Annotated in this window: 20 protein-coding genes, 1 pseudogene and 1 CRISPR repeat array; of the genes and pseudogenes, 6 read left to right on the top strand and 15 right to left on the bottom strand. The window is 43.0% G+C overall.

Annotated features, from left to right (window positions below; genetic code table 11):
• Positions 1–113: pseudogene (locus tag H6G97_RS52205) on the top strand (IS630 family transposase); the annotation flags it as partial.
• Positions 114–239: 126 nt separating this feature from the next.
• Here H6G97_RS52205 and H6G97_RS03755 read toward each other — a convergent pair.
• From H6G97_RS03755 to H6G97_RS03735, 5 genes are all read right to left on the bottom strand, one after another.
• Positions 240–2,450, bottom strand: a complete 2,211-nt coding sequence (locus H6G97_RS03755; protein WP_190939365.1) for a tetratricopeptide repeat protein — start codon at positions 2,448–2,450, stop codon at positions 240–242.
• A gap of 362 nt (positions 2,451–2,812) precedes the next feature.
• The gene (psb34, locus tag H6G97_RS03750) at positions 2,813–2,992 is read right to left on the bottom strand and encodes a photosystem II assembly protein Psb34 (RefSeq protein ID WP_190939364.1); all 180 of its coding nucleotides are present in this window, start codon (positions 2,990–2,992) and stop codon (positions 2,813–2,815) included.
• Between the two features lie 121 nt (positions 2,993–3,113).
• Positions 3,114–5,156: a glycine oxidase ThiO gene (thiO, locus tag H6G97_RS54670; protein WP_190939363.1), complete on the bottom strand. Its 2,043-nt coding sequence runs from the start codon at positions 5,154–5,156 to the stop codon at positions 3,114–3,116.
• Between the two features lie 119 nt (positions 5,157–5,275).
• A complete protein-coding gene (locus H6G97_RS03740) occupies positions 5,276–5,671 on the bottom strand; it encodes a hypothetical protein (RefSeq protein ID WP_190939362.1) in 396 nt (131 codons plus the stop codon).
• A gap of 16 nt (positions 5,672–5,687) precedes the next feature.
• The gene (locus tag H6G97_RS03735; RefSeq protein WP_190939361.1) at positions 5,688–6,026 is read right to left on the bottom strand and encodes a 2Fe-2S iron-sulfur cluster-binding protein; all 339 of its coding nucleotides are present in this window, start codon (positions 6,024–6,026) and stop codon (positions 5,688–5,690) included.
• A 75-nt stretch (positions 6,027–6,101) separates the two neighbouring features.
• Between H6G97_RS03735 and cimA the strand changes: the two genes are divergently transcribed.
• Positions 6,102–7,763 carry a citramalate synthase gene (gene cimA / locus H6G97_RS03730; RefSeq protein WP_190939360.1) on the top strand — a complete coding sequence of 554 codons (1,662 nt, stop codon included), beginning with the start codon at positions 6,102–6,104 and terminating at the stop codon, positions 7,761–7,763.
• A 598-nt stretch (positions 7,764–8,361) separates the two neighbouring features.
• On the opposite strand, the gene H6G97_RS03725 is transcribed toward cimA, so the two are convergent.
• Entirely contained in the window at positions 8,362–8,595 is a 234-nt protein-coding gene (locus H6G97_RS03725) for a hypothetical protein (protein ID WP_190939359.1), read from the bottom strand.
• A 160-nt stretch (positions 8,596–8,755) separates the two neighbouring features.
• Here H6G97_RS03725 and H6G97_RS03720 point away from each other — a divergent pair, with 160 nt between their 5' ends.
• Positions 8,756–10,951 carry an NAD(P)/FAD-dependent oxidoreductase gene (locus H6G97_RS03720; RefSeq protein ID WP_190939358.1) on the top strand — a complete coding sequence of 732 codons (2,196 nt, stop codon included), beginning with the start codon at positions 8,756–8,758 and terminating at the stop codon, positions 10,949–10,951.
• A 54-nt stretch (positions 10,952–11,005) separates the two neighbouring features.
• On the opposite strand, the gene H6G97_RS03715 is transcribed toward H6G97_RS03720, so the two are convergent.
• Positions 11,006–12,541: a hypothetical protein gene (locus H6G97_RS03715; protein WP_190939357.1), complete on the bottom strand. Its 1,536-nt coding sequence runs from the start codon at positions 12,539–12,541 to the stop codon at positions 11,006–11,008.
• 691 nt (positions 12,542–13,232) lie between these two features.
• Here H6G97_RS03715 and H6G97_RS03710 point away from each other — a divergent pair.
• Positions 13,233–14,273 (top strand): threonine aldolase family protein, encoded by a 1,041-nt coding sequence (locus H6G97_RS03710; protein ID WP_190939356.1) that lies wholly within the window; start codon positions 13,233–13,235, stop codon positions 14,271–14,273.
• A 54-nt stretch (positions 14,274–14,327) separates the two neighbouring features.
• On the opposite strand, the gene H6G97_RS03705 is transcribed toward H6G97_RS03710, so the two are convergent.
• The 6 genes from H6G97_RS03705 to H6G97_RS03680 all read right to left on the bottom strand — a co-directional run bounded on the left by H6G97_RS03705 (position 14,328) and on the right by H6G97_RS03680 (position 20,638).
• On the bottom strand, positions 14,328–15,827 hold the full coding sequence (locus H6G97_RS03705; protein ID WP_190939355.1) for an Ig-like domain-containing domain: 1,500 nt from the start codon (positions 15,825–15,827) through the stop codon (positions 14,328–14,330).
• Positions 15,828–15,893: 66 nt separating this feature from the next.
• On the bottom strand, positions 15,894–16,667 hold the full coding sequence (locus H6G97_RS03700) for a TIGR03943 family putative permease subunit (protein ID WP_190939354.1): 774 nt from the start codon (positions 16,665–16,667) through the stop codon (positions 15,894–15,896).
• A gap of 154 nt (positions 16,668–16,821) precedes the next feature.
• Positions 16,822–17,874, bottom strand: coding sequence for a permease (locus tag H6G97_RS03695; protein WP_190939353.1), 1,053 nt, complete (start codon positions 17,872–17,874; stop codon positions 16,822–16,824).
• Positions 17,875–18,666: 792 nt separating this feature from the next.
• Positions 18,667–19,674, bottom strand: a complete 1,008-nt coding sequence (locus H6G97_RS03690; RefSeq protein ID WP_190939374.1) for a WD40 repeat domain-containing protein — start codon at positions 19,672–19,674, stop codon at positions 18,667–18,669.
• A gap of 135 nt (positions 19,675–19,809) precedes the next feature.
• A complete protein-coding gene (locus tag H6G97_RS03685) occupies positions 19,810–20,103 on the bottom strand; it encodes a hypothetical protein (RefSeq protein WP_190939352.1) in 294 nt (97 codons plus the stop codon).
• A 364-nt stretch (positions 20,104–20,467) separates the two neighbouring features.
• Positions 20,468–20,638, bottom strand: a complete 171-nt coding sequence (locus H6G97_RS03680; protein ID WP_190939351.1) for a chlorophyll a/b-binding protein — start codon at positions 20,636–20,638, stop codon at positions 20,468–20,470.
• A 438-nt stretch (positions 20,639–21,076) separates the two neighbouring features.
• On the opposite strand from H6G97_RS03680, the gene ald reads away from it, so the two are divergent.
• A complete protein-coding gene (ald, locus tag H6G97_RS03675) occupies positions 21,077–22,168 on the top strand; it encodes an alanine dehydrogenase (RefSeq protein ID WP_190939350.1) in 1,092 nt (363 codons plus the stop codon).
• On the opposite strand, the gene H6G97_RS54665 is transcribed toward ald, so the two are convergent.
• Entirely contained in the window at positions 22,165–22,299 is a 135-nt protein-coding gene (locus H6G97_RS54665) for a hypothetical protein (RefSeq protein WP_277883252.1), read from the bottom strand. The genes ald and H6G97_RS54665 overlap by 4 nt on opposite strands.
• Before the next feature lie 169 nt (positions 22,300–22,468).
• A CRISPR array of direct repeats spans positions 22,469–23,146; the repeat unit is 37 nt; unit sequence ATTGCAATTCAATAAAATCCCTATTAGGGATTGAAAC.
• Between the two features lie 191 nt (positions 23,147–23,337).
• On the opposite strand from H6G97_RS54665, the gene H6G97_RS03670 reads away from it, so the two are divergent.
• Positions 23,338–23,517, top strand: a complete 180-nt coding sequence (locus H6G97_RS03670; RefSeq protein ID WP_190939349.1) for a hypothetical protein — start codon at positions 23,338–23,340, stop codon at positions 23,515–23,517.
• A 97-nt stretch (positions 23,518–23,614) separates the two neighbouring features.
• On the opposite strand, the gene H6G97_RS03665 is transcribed toward H6G97_RS03670, so the two are convergent.
• Positions 23,615–23,848: a hypothetical protein gene (locus H6G97_RS03665; RefSeq protein ID WP_190939348.1), complete on the bottom strand. Its 234-nt coding sequence runs from the start codon at positions 23,846–23,848 to the stop codon at positions 23,615–23,617.
• Positions 23,849–23,985: the final 137 nt, after the last annotated feature.

Here is a 23,985-nt window from a genome sequence, read left to right as displayed (position 1 = left end):
TGAACAAAATTGAGCGATGTTGGTCATGGTTGAAGAGTCGAATTCGTCAACAACTTATTCAATTTGACTGTATCAGGGATGCTATGGAATATGTACTTCGCCTAGCGTCCTAACCGCCTTGTCTGTTGCTATAATATCAAGCTTTTTGAACTCAAGTTGAATTATAACGGCACATGAATTTATTTGAGAAGCCCCTAATCAGGTTCATGCTCAAAGGTTTTTCGCAACATATATATTTTTTATAGCTTTGGCAAAATTTCTGGCAACAACTGACTAGGAACTTTAGATAAAGCCAGATTTTGCCCCTGTATTCCTAATTCATGATGAAAAGTACGAATAGTTTTCACCACATAAGTGAAAGTTGTTTGATAAGCCTCGGATTGTTTACTGAATCCGTTTAAGGCTTGTAAATGGTTATCTAATGCTAGTTCTAAGTGTTGAGAACGTGTTGCTTTGTCACCATTAAAAGATTTATCTATTGCTAGCTGATAATGTGCTAGTCCCAAATTATTATAAGAAGCAAGCAAATCAAAACTTAAAGAACTATTGCTAAGTGAGCGAGCCAAAGCGATTGCTTCTTCGTAAGCGCTGATGCATAATTGCAGATAATTTTGCCGTGCCTCTTTAGTTGTCTGAGATAGGTTTGCTAAATGCCAGTAGGCAGTACCCAAATTATTTTGTGTAGCGGCGCAGGCACTGGGAACATTAGCTGGAGTGCGATACTTGAGAGCTTCACTGTAGACATCTATCGCTAGCTGAAGATTTTCGGCAGGTTGTTCGTATTGTGCCAGATTCCAGCAGGCGGTACCGATATTGTTTTGAATCATGCCATATTTGAGCGGTTCTTCTTCGGGATTGTAGTGTATAAGTGCTTCATTGTAAGCTGCGATCGCTTTCTTTAAATGCACAATTGGTTGATTGTATTGCCCTAAATGCCAGTAAGCAGTACCTAAATTATTCTGACAAGCCGCATACTTTAATGAATCCATATCGGGTGTACGGTAACTGAGTGCTTCACTGTAAGCTAAAATTGCTTGCTGCCAATTTTCAGATGGTTGAGAAAAACGAGCTAAATCACCATAGGCTGTCCCCAAATTATTTTGCACACGAGCGTAAGTTTCTGAATGTGTCTGAGGCGAAATCATGTTTAACGCCAACTGATAAAACTCTATTGCCTGCTCTATATAAGTTTGTCCTTCCTCAGAATTGGGTGGTGTGCGGTATAGCATCCAGTAGAGTGTACCCAAATCATTCAAGATATCTGGGAGTTGCGGTGAAGTTTCGTCATAACTAATTGCCTCCTGATAGGCAATAATTGCCACCATCAGGTTTTCTAGGGTTGACTCTCCTTGCTCAATGCGAAGGCGATATAAACTACCCAAGCGATGATAAGCTTCTGCCAGAACCTCTCCTAATGCTTGCTTTTCGTGTAATTCTTCAACTTCTAATAAAATCTGCTGCGGTTGTAAATAATTCTCAGTATTTTGAGTAATGCTTGTGTTAATTGTTGCTATTACTAGCTCTATTAACTCGCTGCCAATATAAGATAAAGATGACAGGGATTGATTAGTACTCGAACTACCAGACCTATTAGTAGATTCCTGCTGTTGTGGCGCAGCCTTCAATGAATCCTCTGTTGACGGTGAAACTTCCTGAATTTTATGTACACCATTCCCTTGTATCTCTACTGGGAAATCGGACTTATTCTCAAACTCAAACTCGGTAGCGGTTCTGAGTTCTGCTTGGTTAACTGATTCATCTATTATTGACTGCTCAATATTCCCTAAATCTAAGCTTCTGGAATTAGAAGAACGTTCTGGATAGCCCAAATTATGAATTGCTGGTGTGGGCTCTCCAGCAAACACAAATACGCCTGTACGCGATCGCCAAAATTGTGGTGCTGATTGCTTGATTGCAGATAACCAAGGACGGGGTATCCACAACAGCAAGTTAGATTCTAAGAATCTGCTGGATTCTTGTGTCGAGAAATATTGTTCGCTTAAGCGGAGATAGTGCAAAAATAAGCGTTGTGTAGCAACTGGTTGCTTAGTGAGATGCTCCACACCGACAATCTGGAATACTGGTACTGGAAAAGGTTTTCCGGGAGTATCTTTTGATGCCCCAACAATTGGCGGTGGATAATTAACCAACCATTGATTAATTTGGGTTATGGGATTGGGATCGTTTAAGTTCAAACGCAACGTAACCAATCGCGGATAAGCTGGAGTGCTATTTTCCTGAGCATTTGATGACTGATATAGCACTTGTCCAACAGGATAAGCCAATGTAGAGTGCAAACGGGCTGCTACCTGATTTCTTAAGTGTAAATTATCACATACTGCTAGAAAAAGTTGTCGTCGTAAGCCAAGACTTAGGGCAAGTTTCAGGCGGTGGTATACTTGCCGATTCCAAGTAGAATTATTGTGGTGTGCAGTATCATTCACGCTCATAGCGGCTAAAGAGCCAAAACGCAGTATCTATCACCTTTCTGGATGCATCTAAGTTGGCTAAACTCATAATAAAAATGATTTTTAAGTAAATGTTGTGCTGTTGAGAATAACTTGAGCCTTTAGGTTTAGTAATATGTCTAGCTAGTTTTCAGGATTTGTAGCAAGGACTAAAATCCTGACTACGAAGCTTACCAATAAATCAAAATTTGACAAACACTGGGAAAAATAAAAATATATAATTATACATTAAATTGCTAATTCAATTTTAACAAAAAATAAAAAAGCAGGCTCCTCTTAAAACCGGAACCTGAAAAACTATAAAGATGAAATTTTATTAAAATGTATTACGCCCAAGAGAAAGATCAACTGGCGTTAGAAACAAAGAAGGCTACTAAAATCAAGCCACCAACCAAAGCTGTAGCAGCGATTCCAAAGAAAAGATAGGTTCGCTTTTGCCCTTCTGTGGGGGGTTCTGCTTGGTAAATCTTTGGTTCACGGGCAAAATTATTTAGAAGACCGCCTTCTTCATTTGTATAGGGCATGAATTAATTCCTTTATCTTTATCGTTCATTTAATGTTACATAAATGCTAAATCCGGTCTTAAACTGCTAGACAAATCGTTACATTGAGGAGTGGGAATAATCTATCCCCATGCCCTAATCCCTAACTAGTAATCGTCCCAGTCAGCGGTGAACTAGGACTGGCGTAATCTTTGATGGGCATCCTGCCAGCAAGGTATGCTAGACGACCGGCAACTGTTGCTAAATTCATGGCACGAGCCATTGCTGCTGGGTTTGGAGAAAGAGCGATCGCACTATTAATCAATAAGGCATCTGCTCCCAATTCCATTGCTTGAGCGGCTTCTGAGGGTGAACCGATACCGGCATCTACCACCACTGGCACACCTGCATTTTCAATGATGATTTGGATATTGGCGGTTGTTTTTAAACCTTGTCCAGAACCAATTGGCGATGCCAAAGGCATTACTGTCGCACAACCTACCTCTTCTAAGCGCTTGGCTAACATGGGGTCAGCATTGATGTAAGGCAATACTGCAAAACCTTCTTTAACTAGTTGTTCTGCTGCTTGTAGCGTTCCAATCGGATCTGGGAGTAAATACTTAAGATCGGGTATTACTTCTAACTTTATAAAATTATTATCTTCCTGTCCCAACAATTTCGCCATTTCTCGCCCCAAACGCGCCACCCGAATCGCCTCTTCAGCAGTTTGGCAACCTGCGGTATTGGGTAACATCCAGATTTTCGTCCAATCTAAGGCTTCAGCTAAACCTTCATGTCCGGGGGCTTTGGTTTGTACTCGTCGCACTGCTACGGTGACAATCTGGCAATCGCTGGCGGCGATGCTTTGCTGCATTTCCTCCACGCTGCGATACTTACCGGTTCCTGTCATCAAGCGGGATTGAAAGGTTTTGCCAGCGATTATTAAGGGGGAATCTTGAGTGGGGAGAGAGGCGATTAATCGCGTCTGTACTGGAGAGTGCTGGGGGGATATAGCAGGCTGATGCCCGTTGGAAAAATTGGCAGAGTTAGTCAGCATGGGAGTGGAGGTAGATGGCTTGGACTGGAAGCGCGAATAGTGAAAATCAGCAAGTAGGGGGTCAGATTTTTGTTCCAAGATTAAATCGGCAATCAATGCGGCTGTTACGGGCGCAAGTAGAATTCCGTTGCGGTAATGACCAGTAGCAAAGGTTAAATTTTGACAGTGGCTAGTGCCTAAGATGGGCAACTCATCAGGGGTGGTTGGGCGAAATCCCCACCAAAATTCCTGGATCGGATAATGCTTTAGTTGAGGATACAGCCGGATGGCAGCTTGTAGTAATTTTTGAATGCCTTCTGGAGTGTTGCCAGGGATGAAGCCAACGTCTTCGCTTGTTGCCCCAAAAACCAGGCGATCGCGTCTTGGTACGATATAAATATTCTGCCCAAACAAAACCCGCTTTAAGGGCAATTCCGGCACAAATTCTGGTATTCGCACACTCAGCATTTGTCCTTTTCTGGGTAGCACAGGTAGTGGTAACAATTCATTTGACCAAGCACCTGAAGCTAAAACATAGTGCGCGGCGCGAATCATTCCAGCATTGGTTTGTACCCCAACCACTTGTCCTTGCTGCTGTAAAAATGCTTCTACTGTAATGCCGTCTTTGAGTTCAACACCAACAGACTCAGCCGCCGTCCGCAATACGTGAGCAAGAGCCTTATTATCAACTTGTGCGTCTTCAGGATACCACCAGCCACCAACTACCTCTGCTCCCAATCCTGGTTGATATTGATGAATAGCCTCTTTATTTAACCAGTAAGCCGGGGATGAGGGGGATGACGAAGAATTTACTTCCCCTGCTCCCCTTGCTCCCCCTGCTCCCCCTGCTTTTCCTACTCCCTGCTCCCCTGCCTCCTCAAAGACGGGTGCGAGGATACCACAAGGTCGGTAGCCAGTATTTAAGCCAGTTAGTTCTTCTAATTTGCGCGTCCAGTCGGGATATAAGGCACGCGATCGCCAACACAAAGAGCGCATTGCCTGATTCGAGATATTTTCCGCATCTGGTGCTAACATTCCGGCGGCAGCGTGGGTAGCGGCAGCCTGGAAGTCACGACAAAGCACGGTTACGTGTGCCCCGCGTAGTTGGAGTTCAATGGCGATCGCTAAACCAATAACGCCGCCACCAATAATTACAGTCTCACTAGTCATTTATCATTAGTCATTTGTCATTAGTCATTTGTCATTTGTCATTAGTACATAACTCATAACTAATAACTCATAACTCATAACTTATAACTTATAACTCGTAACTAAAGACGGATCTATCTTTACCACAAGGCGCGAATTGGTTCATTGCCTTGATTTATATCGCTTGATGGTGTGTTTGTTCCTGAAGAATCTGTATTGCCGTCTGTTGTACTGTCAGCAGGTGATGTTGAGTCATCAGAATTCTGAGCAACACTACTCCTGTTGTCAGGTCTTGGGGCTACAATGCCGCGTCTGTTTTCGTTTGTTTCAGCTGTTTCATTTCCTTCAGTTGCAGTTTCATCATTCTTGCTGCCTGCACTGCTATTAACATTGATATTAGCTGGCAAAACTTTTGCTGCTTTGCCACTGGGAGCGTTAGCGGTTTGTACGCCCATAGGAAAGTTGATGCCTAGTAATGTACCAAGCAGAATGGCTAAACCTCCAGCCATCAAAATTAAGGGTGTCCATCTACCCATCTTGTCTTACTCCTTTTTAACCTTTTGGTGTCCACACTATTCGAGAACCTTGTCCCCAAAATCCATCAAACTTTGTCACTTTCACATCGCCTAAAATCTGAGTTTGACAGGCTAAACGTAAGTTTGTTGTAGGAGAATGGGGAGGAAGCGAACGCCGTGCTCGATCACGCCAATTCGCTACTGATACTTCACCCTCTACCTTAACCGCGCAAGTTCCGCAACTGCCGATGCCCCGACAGTTTATTACCTTAGCACCGTCATTGTAGAGGTCAATACCATTTTGCAGCAAAATTGTTCGGAGATTGCTTTTACTTACACACTCAATTGTTTTACCTTGAGCTAGTACCTTAGGCATTTTTAAATTGCCAAACTGGCTTTTTGTTGTATATTGACACATTGCCTCGAAAGTTGTCTCGTCGGTCCCAGTTTTATGACCACAAATTCTTCACCTCAACTTTGGCTCTATGACACTACATTACGCGATGGCACTCAGCGCGAGGGGCTATCTGTATCGATAGAAGATAAGTTACGCATTGCCCGTAGACTCGATCAACTGGGAATTCCCTTCATTGAAGGCGGTTGGCCTGGTGCTAATCCCAAGGATGTACAATTTTTCTGGCAACTCCAAGAAGATCCGCTAAAACAAGCTGAAATTGTGGCTTTTTGTTCGACTCGCCGCCCCAACTCCGCTGCCGCCACCGAACCGATGCTACAGGATATTTTGGCTGCGGGAACTCGCTGGGTAACGATTTTTGGCAAGTCTTGGGATTTACATGTGACAACAGGACTCAAGACGACATTAGAAGAAAATTTGGCGATGATTAGCGACACAATTGAGTACCTCCGTTCTCAAGGTCGTCGGATTATCTACGATGCTGAACATTGGTTTGATGGCTATAAGCACAATCGAGATTATGCTTTACAGACATTAGAGGCTGCGATCGCATCTGGTGCTGAATGGCTTGTCCTCTGTGATACCAATGGTGGCACGTTACCCCACGAAATTAGCCAAATTGTTCAAGATGTCAGTAGTCATTTGTTATTAGTCATGAGTCAAGAACCAATGACGAAGGACAAAGGACAAAGGACAATGCCCCAAATTGGAATTCATACTCATAACGATTCGGAAATGGCGGTTGCGAACGCAATAGCGGCCGTTATGGCAGGGGCAAAGATGGTACAGGGCACAATTAATGGTTACGGTGAACGTTGCGGGAATGCTAACCTCTGTTCGCTAATTCCCAATTTACAACTGAAGGCGGGTTACAGTTGTATCACAGAAGACCAGCTCACACAACTTACAGAAGTGAGTCGTTTTGTGAGTGAGGTGGTCAATCTTGCGCCAGATGAGCATGCCCCCTTTGTCGGACGTTCGGCTTTTGCCCATAAAGGCGGTATTCATGTATCAGCCGTAGAACGTAATCCCCTAACTTACGAACATATCCAACCGGAACAAGTCGGGAATCGCCGCCGCATTGTAATTTCTGAACAGTCTGGTCTGAGCAATGTTTTAGCCAAAGCCCGCAGTTTTGGCATTGAATTGGATCAGCAAAAGGCTGAAGCGAGAGAAATTCTCCAGCGCCTCAAAGATTTAGAGAGTGAAGGATTTCAATTTGAAGCAGCAGAGGCCAGTTTTGTGCTGTTGATGCACGAAGCTTTGGGAGATCGCCAGAAGTTTTTTGAAGTCAAAGGTTTTCAAGTTCACTGCGACTTGATTGAAGGGAAGGAAACTAGCAATGCCCTAGCTACAGTCAAAGTCGCTGTTGACGGGAAAAACATTTTGGAGGCGGCGGAAGGTAACGGCCCGGTGGCAGCTTTGGATGCAGCTTTACGCAAGGCTTTGGTGAACTTTTATCCCCAAATTGCAACTTTTGATTTGACAGATTACAAAGTGCGGATTCTCAACGGACATACGGGCACTGCCGCAAAAACCCGTGTGTTGGTAGAATCAGGCAATGGTCGTCAACGCTGGACGACGGTAGGGGTTTCCACCAATATTTTGGAGGCTTCCTATCAAGCGGTAGTGGAGGGATTGGAATACGGTTTGTTGTTGCACTCTCAAGCAGAAGCGGTGGTGAAAGCTTCTGCTTGACAAAATTGCTATATAGTGTATTAAAAGTTTGTGTTTTTCCATGAGGAGGGGAAGCGATCGCACCTGTGATATGCAATACTTCTCGGTTAAAGGGAAAAGGGGAACGGGAAAGGGAGAAGAAAAAACTTTTAACCCAAACCCTGTAACCTTTTCCCCAAGCCCAACCCGCCAAAGCTACGCTTTGTCTCCCCTAACTGCTTTGAGAAACTGAGGATCTTACCCTATACTTGCAAACCTTGGATATAAGACTTAATCGTGGGTAACGCCGTCATCTTTTCATAAAACTATTTGAGTTCTAAATAGCTGATCCAAGGGTAGAGATTGATCGACAAAGAATACCTCTGGCGCAAACTAGAGGTCTTTCCGTGTGAGAACGTTGTAAAATTTATGAGCAACGTAAAACGCTGATATGGTTAAATTTAGTGGCTTCTGTGCCATGAATGCAAAAATAGCAAACTAATTGCCAATCCCATACTGACAATTATTGTTACTCCTATACCGAAAATGCGTAGGCGCAGCCTGCCGCAGGCATCGCTAATATTTAGGTACAGACCTAAAAATCTCATGTTGCGACCAAAACTTCATCATACACAAGGTTTCAGGAGAATTTTTCCCAGGATTGGGCAACTAATTGGCTCAACCAGCGGCGTTGTTGCTGATCTAGCAGTGGATCATCTGCTAGCAACTGAGCGGTTAACTCTTCCAAAGATTGACCCTGAGCGCGGACAATTTTAATTACTCCAGCGATCGCACTGGCAACTAATTCTTCATCAATCGGCTGTTGTCGCAGGGCAAAAATTTCTTGAGCACTGTCTGGAATGGGATAATTCATGGCGTGGGTTTACAGAAATACAAAATGAACAATAAATTTGACAAACTCTTAAAATTTCTTCACTGAATCTTTATGAAACTAATAGGGCGGAGTATACCTTACTTTGTACCTTAAGAAAATCTTTCTTAGTGAGTAGATTGATGGGAGATGTCAGGAAAAGATGAAAGAAATCCTTTATTTAGAAGTTCCAACTCCAGATATAGAAACTGTGCGTAGCTGGTTACAAACAGATTTTGAACCTGGAAATGGAGAAAAAGTGCTTACCTCCGAAGGCTTTCGCCTCACCATTTCCAGTACTACTACAACTACTGGCGTGGCTCTTGGGGAAAACTTGCCTGCGGAACTTTCGGTATTTGTCTGGTCGGTGCAACGAACCACCTATTTAAAAGTGTTTCGTTGGGCAGAACAACCCTTTCCCAGTGAGGGACAAATCCTGCAACACCTAACCAAGGAAATCAGAAGCCGTTTTCCGCATCATTACCCAGAACCACCAGCAATTGATTTATCCCAACAATCAATTTTTGCTGCGCTAGCCTCTGCTTACCCCCTCACCGTCAAATATTTTCAGAAAATGCCTAACGGTGAATATGACCTCACGCGTGCCTATTGGTGGGAACAGCGATGGCGTGAAGGGGTACGGAATCCGCAGCAGCCGCGTCAGGTGGTGTTTTCCAGCCAAAGGGATAGGGGAAGTAGGGGAGTAGAGATTAAGGAGCAGGGAGCAGGGAGCAGGGAGCAGGGAGAAAATTTCTCTCCTCTGCACCCTGCAACCTGCTCCCCTGCCTCTTCCTCCTCATCTCCGACTTATGACATCATCTACATCGGTGGCGCACTAGGTGCAATCCATGCAGCACTGATGGCAAAACTCGGATATAAAGTCCTGCTGGTGGAACGAATGCCCTTTGGCCGGATGAACCGAGAATGGAATATTTCGCGCGACGAGATTCAAAGCTTAGTCAACCTGGGTTTAGTCACCCCCGCAGAGTTAGAAACCATCATTGCCAGGGAATACAAAGACGGATTCAATAAGTTTTTTGATGCTAATAATCCAGCCAAACTGCGATCGCCAGTCCTCCACACACCCACAGTCCTAAATTTAGGTTTAGATTCCGAAAAATGGCTCCAAATGTGTGGGCAAAAACTGCAAGCGGCAGGCGGTGATATCTGGGATGAAACAGAATTTATCCGTGCAGATATTGATATATCACAAGTTATTTTGAAAGTCAAGCACTTACCTAGTCAAATTGAGAAACAAGTAAGTGGACGACTGCTAATCGATGCAATGGGAACTGCGTCGCCCATCGCTTGGCAATTAAATGGTGGTCGTACTTTTGATAGTGTCTGTCCAACAGTGGGAGCGGCAATCGAGAGCGGATTTGAGCCGGGAGTATGGGATTCCCAATATGGGGACGTTCTTTACAGTCATGGAGATATTTCGCGGGGAAGGCAGTTGATTTGGGAATTGTTTCCCGGTGCAAATGATGAACTGACGATTTATTTATTTCATTACCACGAAGTCAACGCTGAAAATCCTGGTTCCTTGCTAGAGATGTACGAGGACTTTTTCACGATTTTGCCAGAGTATCGCAGGTGCGATATAGACAAATTAGTATGGAAGAAGCCGACATTTGGGTATATACCGGGGCATTTTAGTGTCGGAAGTAGCGATCGCACAGTTGCCTTTGATCGATTGATTGCGATCGGTGATGCGGCATCACTCCAGTCTCCCCTCGTTTTCACCGGTTTTGGTTCCCTAGTTCGCAACTTAGAGCGCTTAACAACATTGTTGGATACTGCTCTCAAACATGACTTGTTGAGTTTTCAACACTTGAACCAAATTCGCGCCTATCAAAGCAACGTTTCAGTGACTTGGCTATTTTCCAAAGGCATGATGGTGCCTACAGGGAAATTTTTACCCCCGCAGCGGATTAACTCTATGCTCAACACATTTTTTGGGCTGTTAGCAGACGAACCGCTGGAGGTGGCAGATAACTTCATCAAAGATAAGTGTGATTGGTTAACCTTCAACCGTCTGGCACTCAAAGCCGCTAGTAAAAATCCCGCCTTGCTTTTATGGATTTGGGAACTGGCTGGGCCAAGAGATTTACTGAGATGGCTTGGTACTTATTTTAACTTTGGTCGTCATGCCCTGGTTAGCGCTTTGTTCAGTCCGTGGTTCCCGCGCTTCTTAAACCGGGTAGGTTTTTGGCTAGAACCGCGGAATCCGGCATTGTGGTTGTGGTTATTAGCGATTAATTATGCGATCGCCACAGGCAAACCGCGATCGCCCGCTCAAGTAGCAAAAGCCAACTCAGAAGCCATAATTCCGAAGTCAGAAGCAAGAATTCTGAATTAGGAATTGGGTATGGGGCATTAATCACTTCTACAGACGCGATTAATCGCGTCTCTCCTAACTCTTAGGGCGGAAATTCGGCAGTTCCACAGATGCTAATGATTTACGCCCCTTGGGTGGACGCTGCGGATAAACCACTGGTGAGGGTGAATTTGCATCATCTGTGTTATCGCTTGATGATGGCGACAAATCAGTTGCCGATAATTCCAACTGTGTCAATTGGGAAACTTCTGACCAGTAGTCTTCAGTTTCTCCTACAGGAGTTTCAATGTGAGGTGAAGTAGAGGAAATCGGTAAGTTATCGCCTGGTGAAAGCACAGAATCCGTCGTCCAAGAAGTAGAGGTAGTTGCAGGAGGATTAATTTCTGTTTCCAACTGCTCCTTTTGGGGATTTTTTAGTTCCTCCTCGTCTTCTAAAATTGTTGCTAAAGTCTCCCAGATGGGTGCATCACCTACATCTGTTTTCGCAGCAGACGGTGGTGATACAGATGCAGACTGGGAAGTAAAAAACATTTGGATTAGACTATCCAATTGCTGATCTAAATTTGATGAACCCGGAGGTGAAACAGCTTCCACTGTCTGTGGGGAATCATCAACTTCTGAAAATGGCGTGGGTTCTGCTGGGGTTGGGGTGTCTTTCTTCACTGTCCAGTTCCAAGGAGATGATGGCAGTGGAGTGGCTTCATCTCTTTGGAAGGGGATTGGTGCTGAGGGTTCACCCCAAGAATTATCTAGATCATCAGTCAAAGATTCTGGTTCTGCTGACCAAGGTTGAATTGGCTGTGCGTCAGGAAATAAAGATCGAGCCTTTCTAGAGAATCTTCCTTGTCCACTAGTTATGTCTTTAGGATGTTTTGCAGTATCCTCTAAGGAGTCAAAGCTAGGAACCGATGTATCTAGACATTTTTCTAGAGCTGCTTTGAATTGCAACGTCTGGCGTTGTTGCCGCATCAGTCTAGTACGTAATTCCCGACAAGTATTTTCTGATTGTAGTATCTGCTGAGACTGTTCGTTGTTGTTAGTGTGTAGCAACGTGCATTCTCGCTCTAACTGGGCAAGGCGTTGTTGACTAATTTGTAGCTGTGCTTTATGACTATCAATGGAAATTTCCTGGCGTTGAACAGTTTGTACAGCAGTTTCTAATTTTTGAAATAAAGACTTTATTTGTTCTTGAGCGGCAGCCAGTTCCTGAGTATGTTGGTTGAGCATCGACTCACTAACACTGGAACGCGTTTTCTGCCACTGCAAAACCTTTTCAGACTCAGCTAGGTTGTCTTTTAGCTGCTCCACTTGTTCATACAAGTTATTGTTGGCTGCACGCAATTCTTCGTTCAATGCCAGCAGGTTTTGAAATTCTGAGTCAATAAGTGCTTGCTTGCCGCTTTCAGGCTCTGCAACCCAGTCCTGCTGGGTGTTATCTTGTGAAAATTGTGTATCTTCAGCTGGCATAAGGAGTGGCAGTTGTTTAACCGCCATGTTTTCATTAGGCACAACTGAGTAAAAGGGACAACTCGCCTGCTCTGATTGTGGCGAATTAGCAGAATTTAGGGATTCCATCACAGCCCCCTTGTTTGAGGTGTTAGCTTCATTCATCACTCTTGACTCACCTGCTTAAAAATATTCAGCAGTGCTGGCATTAGCATTGCTTATCAACTGTGTCTAATCAGGGTTTGCTCTAGAAGCTAAGTTTAACTCTCTCCAAGCACCAGCAATTAATTATCAATTGGCGTTCCCCGTTTTGTGTTTAGACTGATGCCGTTATAACACTATGATGCTCTGCCCCGTCAAGAAGAGGCGCAAGGGTAACTCTATCCACCTTTGGGCATAGGCGGGAGGAAGGAGGAATCCTATGCTTAAAAACTAAACTTATTAGGTGATGAATATTTATTTATATATGAAAAAACTGCCTCAGCATATACTTTATTATCTATAATCGCATCTGCCGCAAGACATAAATTAAAAATGTTTCCTGCAATACATTTTTATACTAATTATTTCATACCTAGGATAGATGTCAGTACAAGTATCTAGTACTCATTGATAATTCTGTAATCTTGGGCGATCGCTATTTAAGGGACTTCCAGTGAAAAAAGACCCTATCGTAAGGGCGCACATCTGTGTAGTCTCTAAATATCAGCAATTCCCATACGATGCTGAATAATACTTTTGTAGGAGAAAAGTCAGCCAAAGTTCTGGATGCGATTAGAACAAAATAATCACGCTCATCAGGCTTGCCTTTTTATTCGAGTATGTAAACCACTATATACCTGCTCTAGGAGTGCTGATGATTTTGCTCACAAGTGATACTGAAACAAAGCCGACACAGGCCATGCGGCAGGCGATCGCCACTGCTGAAGTTGGAGATGAGCAAAAAGGAGAAGATCCGACTGTTAACCAACTACTAGAAAGGGTGGCAGATTTACTAGGCAAAGAAGCCGCTCTTTTCTTTGCCTGTGGAACCATTTGCAACTTTGTGTCAATCAAGACCCATACTCGCCCTGCTGATGTAGTGCTAGTAGAACAAATGGCACACATTATTCGAGCTGAATCCGGGGGTGCAGCGATGACTTCTGGTGTACTGATGGAACCGATTGCAAGCGATCGAGGAATTTTTACAGTCGATGCTCTAGCTCAATCACTTGAAAGAGTCGCCACTGCTCCTTACCTTTACTCTGCAAGTCCCCGCTTATTGTGTGTTGAGCAAACCCACAATTTTGGAGGGGGTTCGGTTTGGCGGCTCAATGAACTACGTGAGGTTTGCGAGTTCTCCCGTCAAAAAGGTTTAGCTACCCACATGGATGGGGCACGACTTTTAAATGCAGTTGTTGCATCTCAAACCACAGCCAAGGATTTTGCTGCCTGTGTTGATTCTGTCTGGATTGACTTTACTAAAGGACTTGGCGCACCAATCGGTGCTGTTCTTGCGGGTACACGGGAGTTCATCGCACAAGCACGTCGATATAAACACATTTTTGGTGGCGCAATGCGTCAAGCAGGCATTGTCGCAGCAGGTTGTCTCTATGCACTTGACCATCATGTTGAACGTCTACAAGAAGACCACGACAACGCCACATATCTGGCTCAACGACTGAGTGAAATCGAAGGAATTACAGTTCGAAATCCAAAACCTGAGACAAACATTGTTTTCTTTGATGTTTCAAGACTAGGACTCGACAAGGCCATGTTTCTCAATCTGTTACAGCAGCAGGGTGTGAAAATGGGAGCCGTTGGTGATTCTATTCGCGCAGTCACTCATTTAGATGTTTCACGGGCTGACATTGATTTTGCGGTTGATGCTATTTTCAAAGTTGCGTCGTTTTTATAATCACGATAGGACTTTTAAAACATCCTTTTAGAGAAGTCGGGAATCTAAACTTTTTCAAGGTAGCCACCGGGGACGAAATCCGGCTAAGGGTAGTTGTTCTGGTCTAATTTCGACCGTTGCAGCATCAGCGATAGGCAACAGAGGCATTAACCACAGGCTACTAGTAGCGATCGCATCTCCATCATCAGTTTTCAAAGTGTTTGGGGGCAATGATGCTGTTGTGTTTGTCTGCGGTACTACTTGGTCAAATAACAAGCCTAAACCGTCGGCAGATAAACTCATTTGTACATTCCGTTGCGCGGGAGGCAGTACTAGGAGTGGTTTCTGTTGCCCGGTTTTCAGATCAATTGCCACCACATAAGGCTGTTCTATATATTGTTCCTTGGATACTAGCTGTGTCAGCAAGCAGTAGAGGGTAGGTGAGGCAATGTCAAATTGGCAGCTGACAATTGAGCCTGTTGTTTTTAATAGTTGTTTCTGCACACCTTGGTTTGTCACTAAAAACAAATCTCGCGTGTAATCTGTATTAAACTTTACCATCGCTGCTTGAGAGCCATCTTTAGAGAAAGCTTGTACCAAACCAAACTGCGGCAGAAAATCTAAGGGTTTACTAGCATCACCTTGCAGTGGTAGGATGGCTGCTCCCTGTCCTTGGGCAACTGCTACCGCTTTACTATCTGGCGTAATCATAAAGTCTCCCCCAGGTTGGCTTTGTAGACGTTTGGGGATGGGTTTTTCTCCTGAAGCATCGCTGGTTGCTGGCATCAACCACAATCCAAAGTCGCCGGGATTAGTTTTATTTCCCCGTTGGATCACAATAGTTTGCCCATCAGGTGATAAGTCAAATTTCAGGTTTTGATAATCTTTACTATCTAAAATCAGGTCAACTCTACCTGCTGGTTCTACTTCTTGTCCAGATTTACCAGGAACGCCTGTTGTCACTGTGTACAATTGCGCTGAAAGTAAGTCTTGGTTGTTAGCGGTGCGAGCCGAAAATAAAATTTTCTCCCCATCAGGAAAGGACTCAAAGTCCATTACTATCAAATCTTTAGGGGTAAGTAGCCTTTTTTGCTCTTCGGTTAAGTTGTAAAGAACTAATCGTCCTTGTTCTTCTTTATCAGTTCCTATGTAAAGAATGATGCGATCGCGTGTGCGGAAGCTACCTGTAAAGGGCTGTATCACGCGATTTTTGCCTTCTTGCTCCGTAAACTGATCTTTGGCTCCCTGTAACTGCACTTTATAATTCGTGCCATAAGGTGCTGGTGTCACCAGTGTATAAACCATCCGCCGCCCCGCCCAACTGAATTTACCTGCTAGGGGTGGCTCAATTTTCAAGTTCTCCTCTACGCTTTTTATTTCCATTGGGCGGCTGAAGGTGAGGGTGAAAGAATTATCTTCTGCCCCAATTTGCTGATTTTGCCAGGTAAAGTCCCGGACACGGGCAGTGATTACATCACCTTGCATTATGATTAACCCAATCAGCACACTCAGCAGTAACATCAGTGTGATCGCTATCCGATCCAGGGGTTGGATAAATGCTTTAGATTTAGTCATTTGTCATTGGGCATTGAGCATTGGGCATTGGGCATGGGACATTGGGCATTGGGCATCAACAAATGACTAATAACTATAAGGATTCTCAGGTTGAGGAATCTTTTTTAGAGAGGTAGCGGCAATTGTAAGTTGGCGTTTATCTGCCAAATTTTCTGTCACCATTTGCCCTTCGACTTCCAGCCAGGTATCAGGGGAGTAACGCTCTTGATTATCTTCTAGTTTTACGGGCAATCCCACAGGGTAAGCATCTGCTGCACAACAAGTTAAGACAAATCGGGCTAAAAATAAATATTCTTTTCCTATATCTGGCGGGTGGATAACAAATCCCTGCACCTTTACTTTTTGTCCCGTATATGCATCTGGCTCTGGATAGACATTGACAGTGCGTACCCAGTCTACAAGCGATCGCTCTTCTGGACGAACAGTAACCCGAAAGGCTTGGGGTTTGACGCGTGTGCTTCCCAATAAATCAGCTGTCACACCTCTTTGGAGTGCTTTGTCACTAGCAAAAACTTGCGGTGTAATGATAAAACCTAGAATCGCTGTAGTCAACAACAAAGCACTGCCCCAACCAGGGGGAAATAAACTAATATGCTGCATATTTGGCGTAACATCACGGCGACGGCGTTGCCAAAGTTCCTGCATCTTGAAGAAACCAATAATGATGAAGCCGATACCAGCCACAATCACCAACCCAAAGAAATTTGGGTGAATCAATAGGTTCAGCTTGTTAGTTAGCCAATATCTCAACATCAAAACACCCCAAGCTGTAATTGCTAGGGCATCCAGCCAAGGGAATAAAAGATTAGGGATTTTAGATTTGGGATTTTTATTAGTCATTGGTCATTAGTCATTAGTGATTGGTCATTGGTCACTTGTACTGAGCGTTGCCGTAAAGCCTGCGGCATAGCTACGCTTAAGGTGCAGCCTTTCCAAGAGTTGTATCGGTCATTAACAAAGAACAAAGGACAAATGACAAATGACAAATAGTTTTTTAAAAAACGTGCAAGTTCAGGAAAAGGGTAAATACAAATGTCAATTGTGCTGCTAAAGCAAATAAGTAAAAAATAGTTTTGGGTTTAAAAATAGATAACATCAAACCAACACTTTTGATGTCAATCATTGGCCCAAACACTAGAAATGCCAACAATGAACCACTGCTAAAGGTTGAGGCAAAAGATAAGGCAAAGAAAGAATCGACTGTAGAACAAATGGACACCACTACTGCTAATATCAGCATGACCACAATTGAAGTAATGGGCCCAGCACCCAAACTGAGAATTAATTCACGGGGGGCTAGCACTTGAATAGCAGCAGCGATCGCACTTCCTAAAATCATCACTCCGCCTAATTCTCGCAATTCTTGGATGCTATTATCCACAACTAGGCGCAGTTTAGCTGCAAGCGGTTTGTCGGAGGTAGAAATTAAGGTAGGCGGTACCAAATTCGGATCTATCCGCATAGGTATACTTGCTTTTCCTCCTAAGATATAAGTCCCGGATTGTAACAGATTCGGTACTGTTGCTTCCTGTTCTACTTGGTAACGTTTACCACGGCGTTTGGTTTGTGGCTGTGCGGGCGGATTAAACTTCATATACCGAGCGATCGCAGGTTGGACTATGGGATTTAAGTCCTTTTGAAAACTGAAAACAAAACCGATAATTGTGGCAATTGCTAGAGAAAATACGACTCGTAAAACCACTATTTCTGGTTGATCTCGAAATGCTGTCCAAGTTGACCAAATTACAATTGGGTTAATTGTTGGTGCTGCTAGCAAAAAACCAATTGCGACTGGTGTGGGTACTCCTTGAATTAGAAATCGCCGTGCTACCGGTACATTTCCGCACTCACACACCGGAAACAAAAAGCCGATCATGCTGCCAACTAAAGCACCCAACAGCGGATTTTTAGGCATTTTTTCTACTAATTTGCGCTCATCAACAAAAAACAGCAGCAAACTGGAGAATAAAACCCCAAGAAGCAAAAAAGGCATCGCCTCGACTAGCAGACTTAGAAATATTGTAAAACCATTGTTCAGTTGATTCATGGGCGGTCGCAGTCAAAAGCGGTTTTTAGTTTTAGGGTTCTGCCTAGTCATTCTATCGAAATGGGGATCAAAAGCAGTTCGGGAAAATTAAACATTATTTAAGTAGCAAGTTGTCTGACGTTCAAATAGCGTTTAAGCGCTGCAAACCTTGGCTTCACGCGAAATCGTGATTTTTACCTGAGTGCATTTACTGACGATGACCATTTCTAAGATTGTCTAAGTTCAGAAATTGTTCCGATCTAGAGGGCAAGTAGCTGCACAGATGATAAATTACCTATGTTTATACTTACAGTAATTTGCTGGATATGATATTAATTCGGCTGTATTTTCATCAAGTATTCACAGTTATTCAACATTGCGGTAGGTGTAGCCCGTCGTAGACATCGCTCTTAGTGCTACCATCATTCATTTTGGCTAGTTATAGCAAAATTTGATCTGGAGCTTTGGTTGATTTTTTACTACAAAATCTCTAAAAAGGCAAGACTAAATTTTAGCTAACAATCTAAAAATCACCATCAGGCTATAAACGTGGGCGGTAATCACTACAACAGAGAGGTCGTGCAGTGAGCCAACACGTTTTGGAAAAACCCCATGAACGACTGGCATTAGGTTTCCCAATTTATTATCGAATAGTTTGAATAATTCTTAATACCTGAAGAAAGTAAATCACCTTAGTACTACTGTGAGGCGATGCCTACGGGGGTAAACTACGCACTTTTCACGACACGTCATTCAGTTCCTCGACTACTGAAAGTAGACTACTGAAAGTAGTTGCGTAACTGGTGTTCGCTGTTAATTAGGTTTTACTGGAGTTCCCCAAATTTTAATTTGTTGATCAAATCCACCACTGGCAAGAATTTTGCCATTTGGACTAAAAGCGATCGCACTTACCCAGTCTGTATGTCCACTCAGCGTATTTATTAACTCGCCTGTAGTTAAATCCCATAATTTAATCCCATCTCTACCAGCACTAGCAAGGGTTTGTCCATCGGGATTAATGGTGATCGCATTTACCCAGTTATTATGTCCTGTCAGGGTGCGGACTAGTTCTCCAGTATTAATATTCCACAGTTTTACTGTGCGATCGCGGCTAGCGGTAACTAATGTTTGCCCATCTGGTGTAAAAATGACAGCGTTAACACCATTAGAATGAGCTACTAATTCATTAATTAATTTACCAGTACTCAAATTCCACAACTTAATTACACCCTTATTATCACCACTAGCCAAGGTCTGCCCATCAGGACTAATTGCCAGGGTATAAATCAAATTATCAAAGCGTACTAGAGTCCCTAGAGGGCGCTGCTGCAATAAATCCCATATACGAATCCCATCCAAAGCTCCACTAATGAGGACTTTACTATCAGGAGACACCGCTAAAGATAATACGTTACTGGTATGTCCGACAAAAGAGCGGCTAAATTTAAAATTGTTCAGGCTCCAGAGATTAATCGTGTTGTCATCACTACAACTAGCGAGGGTTCGACCATCTGGCGAAATCACTAAAGATTCTACGGCTGCTTTGTGTGCTTTGTTAATATTCCCCAACTTTTTGCCGTTTACTGGATTCCACAGGCGAATTACACCTTCGTTTTCTGCACCTCCACTAGCAAGAATTCTGCTATCTGGACTGAAAGCAAGGGATTTAACAGTTCCCTTATGCCCTTTGAGTGTGTAAAGTAGTTGAGCGTTACCAAAGCTGTTGGTAGCTTGGGAGCTTGGTATTACTTCAATGGCAGCATGAGCCTGATGAATATGAAACCCTTCCCAGGTAGTCACTGGAAGGGCAACAGCTGCCATAAATCCCAAGATAAAATACGGGCGTAGAAAATTACCCCGACCTTTTCCCTCACTACTCACTCTTTTTCCTCACTTTTATAGATACATTTACCCCAATAAGTTTTGCAGAGTTATTAAGTAATAACTCTGCACTTGTTAAAGAGGTGGTTTTTTCTTAGAAACGCTTAACATCGGTAAAGGCGCACTAGAAGAGCGAGAGGGCAAATAATGTTGCACCACAGGCTCCTCTACTACAGGACGACGCTGCTGAAAACGCCACAACTTAAAGGCTAGCGCTATCCCTGCCGTTCCCAAACCAAAAGCGAACAATGACCAGCTATCATTTAATCCGCCAATCAGGGCATCCATAGCGCCCATTGTCATCAATACACTGATTATTGGCTCTTTTCGGTAGGTTGACTTCAAAAAACGAGGTAATACAGCATTCATCACAGCTTGGTTGGTTCCAGTTCAGCTTTTGTGTATATTTATCAAGAATACCTCACCCGTAATTCGCCTTTCTCATTCAAGGCAGACACTAATTGTAATTTTTTTTAGTAGGGGAGGAAATTTACTCATTAATCGTCTTGCATATACTACTTGCAAATCTATGATATTTCAATCACTAATAGGTATTTTGATTCCTCTCTTACTTACATTCTAGGATAATTATTTATAAATAAGTCTAATTAAAGTATGTAGGGCGAAGTACTTCACTATCATTTATTAAAGTCAAAACCAACTGGTTGTTCCAGCTGGTTGAAACTCTTTTAATTACTAGCTTATAACTTCCACCCTGTGCTTGTTGGTGGCACTACTTCAGACCTAGCCATGATAGCACCCCTTGATTGGTTGTATATTCAATCACTAGCGCTAAAGCGAAGCCAATCATTGCCGCTCGACCATTCAAGCGTTCGGCATATTCGTTAAAGCCAAACTTAGGCTCCTCTAGTTTAGGCGTAATTGTTGGTTGTGTTTGTGTCATTTTTAAGAAACCTTTTTTTGGCAAACGGGACTTAATGTTAGACTTCTGGCAGAAGTCGGTGAAAGTAAGGATAAGCGATAAAGGTTAAAGGAATTGACTCGTTCTTTTTCCCTTAATTTTTACCTACACTTAGTAGCTTAAAAGCAGATTGCAGTGCTTGAATGCCAAGATTACTTAATAAATTCAGCAAAAGCATCCTAGTAGGCAGCGATACAATCACTCTTTTAATAAATTGTTACTATTCTTTATATATTGTATAAATACTGCGCCAATAGTCAAGGGCAAGAGTTTGGGGCTACTCAGATTAAATTGAGAAACTTAGAACACAGATTAACGATCTCTAATACAGCTATCTGTAATAAGTCAGTAGCAAGACGAAAATAGCAAGCTTGAAATTGGCAGGCTACAGTTAAACAAAAAAATTATCAGAGGCGATATATGGAAATTGGCGTTCCCAAGGAAAGTAAGGATCAAGAATTTCGGGTAGGTTTAAGTCCTTCTAGTGTGCGGGTGCTGCGAGAAAATGGTCATAGCATCTTCGTCCAGACGCAAGCAGGTAATGGTGCTGGATTTTCAGATGATGACTACAGAAGTGCTGGAGCCGAGATTGTCCCCACATCAGAAACGGCTTGGAATCGAGAATTGGTTGTTAAAGTTAAAGAACCTCTGACATCTGAGTATAAATTTTTGCAGAAAGGGCAGATATTATTTACTTATTTACATTTAGCAGCCGATCGCAAATTGACAGAGAATTTAATTGATTGTGGCACAACTGCGATCGCTTACGAAACTGTAGAACAACCTGGTGCTAATAGGCTACCCTTGCTCACGCCCATGAGCGTGATTGCTGGTCGGCTTGCAGTACAATTTGGAGCGAGATTCCTAGAACGTCAGCAAGGCGGTAGAGGGGTTCTTTTAGGCGGTGTCCCTGGAGTCCAACCAGGTAAAGTAGTAATTTTAGGTGGCGGTGTTGTTGGCACAGAAGCAGCTAAAATTGCCGTAGGTATGGGTGCGATCATCCAGATTTTAGATGTGAGTGTCGAGCGCTTATCTTATTTAGAAACCCTTTTTGGCTCTAGAGTCGAATTGCTTTACAGCAACTCTGCTCATATTGAAGCCGCAGTCAAAGAAGCCGATTTACTCATCGGTGCAGTGTTAGTGTTAGGACGTAGAGCGCCAATACTAGTATCCCGTGAATTGGTTAAACAAATGCGTCCTGGTTCTGTAATAGTTGATGTAGCCGTTGACCAAGGTGGTTGCATAGAAACTTTGCACCCGACATCACACACAAATCCGGTGTATGTTGAAGAGGGCGTGGTGCACTATGGCGTTCCCAATATGCCAGGAGCAGTACCTTGGACAGCAACCCAGGCACTCAATAATAGTACATTACCCTATGTCGTCCAGTTGGCGAATTTGGGAATTAAGGCACTGGAAGTTAACCCAGCATTAGCTAAGGGTGTGAATGTGCAGAACCATCGCTTAGTGCATCCTGCTGTGCAAGAGGTATTCCCTGATTTGGTAAATTAAGGCGTGCAAGGATTAGGCGATCGCTTATTGTAATAGAGGTAGCGATCGGTAATTAGGCTAATTTCCTTGCCAAATGCGCGGATGGGTAGGTGTACAAAATGAGAAGGGGCAAAAATTGCTGTACGCTCCATCTATACAAGACTTTGAGGGCAATGGCACTTTTAAACCATCCGCGCACCTTTTGGGGACTGGGTTTCAGCGATTTGCATCTTGTGTTATGACTATTGCCTGTGTTATCATTTTCCTATTCGCGCAACTGGACCTTGAAAACCAAATACAACAAGGCTTTTAGACCCCAGCATTGCAATTCAATAAAATCCCTATTAGGGATTGAAACCTGTCTATACTTACTACGAAGACAAAGACTTAACCCATTGCAATTCAATAAAATCCCTATTAGGGATTGAAACAATAAATTATTCTAGCGATCGCCATATCATAAATTGCAATTCAATAAAATCCCTATTAGGGATTGAAACGATAGCCTTCGTAATATTACAGAATACTGCGCTGAATTGCAATTCAATAAAATCCCTATTAGGGATTGAAACTTTATGCCAATCTTCTCTTCCTGTTGGGTATATTGCAATTCAATAAAATCCCTATTAGGGATTGAAACATAGCGACACTGCCGCTTTGATTCTGTCCAATGGCTATTGCAATTCAATAAAATCCCTATTAGGGATTGAAACGCTATCTTTCAACCCTGCGGAGAGGTCAACGCCTATTGCAATTCAATAAAATCCCTATTAGGGATTGAAACCTACTAGTGCGCTTGCCCTAGCTGATGTCGCCTTATTGCAATTCAATAAAATCCCTATTAGGGATTGAAACATCAAAACCAAGACAGCGACGGCAACCAAAAGCGCATTGCAATTCAATAAAATCCCTATTAGGGATTGAAACAGCAAGGCAATCTTTATCTGCAACATCAGCGATCGATTGCAATTCAATAAAATCCCTATTAGGGATTGAAACCTTGCTAAGGCACTCTACTAGCCCTTGGAAGTAAATTTTAGAGAAATTGTTGAACGGGTATGATTGCCCTTTGAAATCAATGCTAAACTCTGTTGCCATGTTGTTTTAAGTAATATTTAATACAATGTTCGTTTGTCTGGCTTTTGGGGAGATATAGAAGTGAATCAATCTACTCGTATAGGGCAAAATCAATGTCTAATCCCCAAAAGCCTCAATCTATCGATGAACTTGTTGCCATCCGCCAAGAACTAGTAGGACTCAGGAAAGACTTGAAGGAAGCAAGAAAGCGTTATTGGCTTGATATTGCCTCTGGCGTTGCAGCCGCGCTGATTGTCTTATCTGTACTCTCTAGAATGATTGGAACTAGATAGCTAAAACACAAGCGATCGCACCGGTGAAGTAATTTTCACTCTTAGCGATCGCTTGTGATTGAATCAATCCCTCGACTCAGGATTATGCTAATTATAATCATGAATCACCTCCGAAGGCTTGGTAATAACTACTTCTATTTTGCTGTTTCCACTCATCAAATCGAGCTTTTAAATACTCATTCATTCGCTCTTGTGGGTCACGTCGTAGCTCGTTTAATTGCCCAATCATGGCATTAATCATCTCAGCATCAAACCGCGTCCACAATTGCCATGCACCTTCAATTGATTCATCAATATTTACTAAAAAAGCAAATAAATCAGCGTCAGGCAACCCACTAGATTTAATGGGAATATCAGCAGGTATTGCAATTCAATAAAATCCCTATTAGGGATTGAAACAAGTTGTGCGATCGCTCACTTTATTTACATAAAAAATAATAATTTTAATTGTTTTATTTGACATAGGTT

This window comes from Nostoc flagelliforme FACHB-838 (genome assembly GCF_014698065.1).
Lineage (GTDB): Bacteria > Cyanobacteriota > Cyanobacteriia > Cyanobacteriales > Nostocaceae > Nostoc > Nostoc flagelliforme_B.
This window is presented reverse-complemented; position numbering and strand designations above follow the sequence as displayed.

Excerpts from the sequence above, each read along its gene's own strand:
- H6G97_RS03755 (WP_190939365.1), bottom strand. The coding sequence starts at position 2,450 with ATGAGCGTGAATGATACTGCACACCACAATAATTCTACTTGGAATCGG.
- psb34 (WP_190939364.1), bottom strand. The coding sequence starts at position 2,992 with ATGCCCTATACAAATGAAGAAGGCGGTCTTCTAAATAATTTTGCCCGT.
- thiO (WP_190939363.1), bottom strand. The coding sequence starts at position 5,156 with ATGACTAGTGAGACTGTAATTATTGGTGGCGGCGTTATTGGTTTAGCG.
- H6G97_RS03740 (WP_190939362.1), bottom strand. The coding sequence starts at position 5,671 with ATGGGTAGATGGACACCCTTAATTTTGATGGCTGGAGGTTTAGCCATT.
- H6G97_RS03735 (WP_190939361.1), bottom strand. The coding sequence starts at position 6,026 with ATGCCTAAGGTACTAGCTCAAGGTAAAACAATTGAGTGTGTAAGTAAA.
- cimA (WP_190939360.1), top strand. The coding sequence starts at position 6,102 with ATGACCACAAATTCTTCACCTCAACTTTGGCTCTATGACACTACATTA.
- H6G97_RS03725 (WP_190939359.1), bottom strand. The coding sequence starts at position 8,595 with ATGAATTATCCCATTCCAGACAGTGCTCAAGAAATTTTTGCCCTGCGA.
- H6G97_RS03720 (WP_190939358.1), top strand. The coding sequence starts at position 8,756 with ATGAAAGAAATCCTTTATTTAGAAGTTCCAACTCCAGATATAGAAACT.
- H6G97_RS03715 (WP_190939357.1), bottom strand. The coding sequence starts at position 12,541 with ATGAATGAAGCTAACACCTCAAACAAGGGGGCTGTGATGGAATCCCTA.
- H6G97_RS03710 (WP_190939356.1), top strand. The coding sequence starts at position 13,233 with ATGATTTTGCTCACAAGTGATACTGAAACAAAGCCGACACAGGCCATG.
- H6G97_RS03705 (WP_190939355.1), bottom strand. The coding sequence starts at position 15,827 with ATGACTAAATCTAAAGCATTTATCCAACCCCTGGATCGGATAGCGATC.
- H6G97_RS03700 (WP_190939354.1), bottom strand. The coding sequence starts at position 16,667 with ATGACTAATAAAAATCCCAAATCTAAAATCCCTAATCTTTTATTCCCT.
- H6G97_RS03695 (WP_190939353.1), bottom strand. The coding sequence starts at position 17,874 with ATGAATCAACTGAACAATGGTTTTACAATATTTCTAAGTCTGCTAGTC.
- H6G97_RS03690 (WP_190939374.1), bottom strand. The coding sequence starts at position 19,674 with ATGGCAGCTGTTGCCCTTCCAGTGACTACCTGGGAAGGGTTTCATATT.
- H6G97_RS03685 (WP_190939352.1), bottom strand. The coding sequence starts at position 20,103 with ATGAATGCTGTATTACCTCGTTTTTTGAAGTCAACCTACCGAAAAGAG.
- H6G97_RS03680 (WP_190939351.1), bottom strand. The coding sequence starts at position 20,638 with ATGACACAAACACAACCAACAATTACGCCTAAACTAGAGGAGCCTAAG.
- ald (WP_190939350.1), top strand. The coding sequence starts at position 21,077 with ATGGAAATTGGCGTTCCCAAGGAAAGTAAGGATCAAGAATTTCGGGTA.
- H6G97_RS54665 (WP_277883252.1), bottom strand. The coding sequence starts at position 22,299 with ATGGAGCGTACAGCAATTTTTGCCCCTTCTCATTTTGTACACCTACCC.
- H6G97_RS03670 (WP_190939349.1), top strand. The coding sequence starts at position 23,338 with ATGTCTAATCCCCAAAAGCCTCAATCTATCGATGAACTTGTTGCCATC.